The sequence below is a fragment of the Streptococcus sp. SM5 genome (assembly GCF_027497975.1).
The window spans coordinates 1-2180 of sequence record NZ_JAJNSC010000047.1; the positions used below are offsets into that span (position 1 = coordinate 1).

Here is a 2180-nt window from a genome sequence, read left to right on the forward strand (position 1 = left end):
ACTTTTTGGTTTATTTTTGTTTGTAGTCGGATTATGAAAGAATATCCAATATTATGCGATAAGATAGAATGTTACAAAAAAGAAAGGGGATGCAATCCGATGAAGAAAGACAGATTAATTGTATTGACAGATGCTGTTCTAGCAATTATTATGACCATCTTGGTTTTAGAGTTAGAAAAACCAACAACACCAAGTCTTGAAGCTTTTTGGGATTTACGGCAAAATTTCTTTGCTTGTTTTCTTTCCTTTTTCTGGTTGGGATCGTTATGGATGGCACTAAACACATTATGGGAAAAGGTTGAGAAAATTTCCTCAGAAATTATTTGGTGGAATTTGTTTCTACTCTTGGAGCGGCAGGAGTTCTCTTTGGAGAATTTCATGCCATCCAAGATACCAGTCTGAATGATGTGGTGGACCGGATCTATATAAATGTCAAGGATTTACCGTTTCAGTCCTTGGGAGCTTTAGCTAATATCCTGTCTGATATTAAGAAGGGACTGATTCAAGACAGTCATATCTGGTCTTTCTTCCAGTCATTTTTCAAACAATATCAGTTGATAATCAGCTTAAATCAGATCTATCAGTTTGTCTATCTTTCTCTGATGGAGATCATGTCCTATCTTCACTTTGATTATTGGAAAAAAACGGCTCGGTCAGGAGCTAGTATGAATAAGGAGAACAAATGAAACGTTTAAAAATGTTATGGCATATTATGCAGGTTACGGGTTTTACTCGGTTTGCTCTGAGTTTTGTGACCTTTGTTTTTGGGTCAGGAGGCGTGCTTTTCCTAGTTGAACCTGCTATCACAAATTACGGAGACGGTCTTTGGTATGCTTTTGTGACTTCGACGACTGTCGGCTACGGGGATCTCCTAGCTGTGACCTTGATTGGAAGGATTACCAGTGTCTTCTTGACGATTTATGGGCTCATATTTTTTGGCTGTTTATCAGCTGTTATTTTTAATTATTATACCAATTTAAATAAGGAAAGAGGAGAGGACAAATGACTGCCAATTATTCAACACGGGAATACCGTGAGAAATTATACGATGACCTTCATGTTCGATTGAGAGATACAGCGATTTTGATGTGTGCAATTTTTATTGCCTCTATCGGACTAAATATGAATTCAACAGCTGTCATTATAGGAGCCATGTTGATTTCACCTCTCATGACACCGATTGTTGGACTGGGATTCGGTTTAGCTATTTTTGATACGCGTTTAATCAAGCAATCTCTAGAGGTTTTATTGACTCAAGTGTTGGTCAGTTTGCTTGTCTCGACTCTGTATTTCTGGATTTCTCCCTTGTCTTATGCAAGTAGCGAGTTGATTGCACGAACCTCTCCAACCATTTGGGATGTCCTCATTGCTATTGCTGGTGGGATTGCTGGTGTGATCGGTTCAAGGAAAAAAGAAGCAAACAATATCGTGCCAGGAGTAGCCATTGCTACAGCTCTGATGCCGCCTATCTGTACTGCTGGCTATGGTTTAGCTAATGGGAATGTACGATTTTTATTGGGGGCTCTCTATCTTTTCTTGATCAACTGTGTCTTTATCATGCTAGCCAACATTGTTGGAACAAGAATTTTGATGAGAAAATCTCCTTTAACTTCATTTAAAGAGCTGAGCATTAAAATGAGAATTGGCTTGATATCTTTGATTGTATTGTTGATTCTTCCAGCTAGCTATTCGGCAGTTACTCTGACAATAGAACAAGCGCGCAAAGAAGGGATCAAACAGTTTGTAGGAAAAGAGTTCGCCAATTATACGGTTATTAATCAAGTCTACAAGTCAAGTAACAATGAATTGGTCTTGACGGTTGTTGGAGATCCGATTTCAGAAGAAGAATTAGAAACACTCCACCAAAAACAAGCCTCTTACGGTATTCAATCTGTTCAATTGAAAGTGAATCAAGTTCAGAACTCGCCAACATTAGATAGTGAAGCGACCAAGGAATTTTATGAAAACATTGACAAGTATATTGATCAAAAACTCTCTGAAAAAGATTCACAAAACGATCTCGTAAAAGAAAATGAAGCAGACAAGGATTGAGGACAATGAACTGAATCGGTTTTTACGCCGTGTTTTTCTTGTATCTTCCTCTTTCTTACTTATAGCAGGTTGTTTTTGCTTGAATAAGAAATAAATTAGAAGTTCTATCATCTAAGAAAAATGATGAA

General features: G+C 37.6%; 4 protein-coding genes. All 4 read left to right on the top strand.

From position 1 onward, the window contains the following. The first annotated feature begins 99 nt into the window (after positions 1–99). From PAN07_RS17295 to PAN07_RS17310, 4 genes are read left to right on the top strand one after another with little or no spacing between them, the layout of a single operon-like run. Positions 100–402 carry a TMEM175 family protein gene (locus PAN07_RS17295; RefSeq protein WP_006151097.1) on the top strand — a complete coding sequence of 101 codons (303 nt, stop codon included), beginning with the start codon at positions 100–102 and terminating at the stop codon, positions 400–402. Further along, positions 327–686, top strand: coding sequence for a hypothetical protein (locus PAN07_RS17300; RefSeq protein WP_000397555.1), 360 nt, complete (start codon positions 327–329; stop codon positions 684–686). Before PAN07_RS17295 ends, PAN07_RS17300 begins: the two co-directional genes overlap by 76 nt. Beyond that, positions 683–1006 carry a potassium channel family protein gene (locus PAN07_RS17305; protein ID WP_000825751.1) on the top strand — a complete coding sequence of 108 codons (324 nt, stop codon included), beginning with the start codon at positions 683–685 and terminating at the stop codon, positions 1004–1006. Before PAN07_RS17300 ends, PAN07_RS17305 begins: the two co-directional genes overlap by 4 nt. Next, positions 1003–2052, top strand: a complete 1050-nt coding sequence (locus PAN07_RS17310; RefSeq protein ID WP_000126416.1) for a DUF389 domain-containing protein — start codon at positions 1003–1005, stop codon at positions 2050–2052. The genes PAN07_RS17305 and PAN07_RS17310 overlap by 4 nt, the downstream gene beginning before the upstream one ends. Positions 2053–2180: the final 128 nt, after the last annotated feature.

Bases quoted from the DNA above. Each gene is read 5' to 3' on its own strand.
- PAN07_RS17295 (WP_006151097.1), top strand. From the start codon at position 100: ATGAAGAAAGACAGATTAATTGTATTGACAGATGCTGTTCTAGCAATT.
- PAN07_RS17305 (WP_000825751.1), top strand. From the start codon at position 683: ATGAAACGTTTAAAAATGTTATGGCATATTATGCAGGTTACGGGTTTT.
- PAN07_RS17310 (WP_000126416.1), top strand. From the start codon at position 1,003: ATGACTGCCAATTATTCAACACGGGAATACCGTGAGAAATTATACGAT.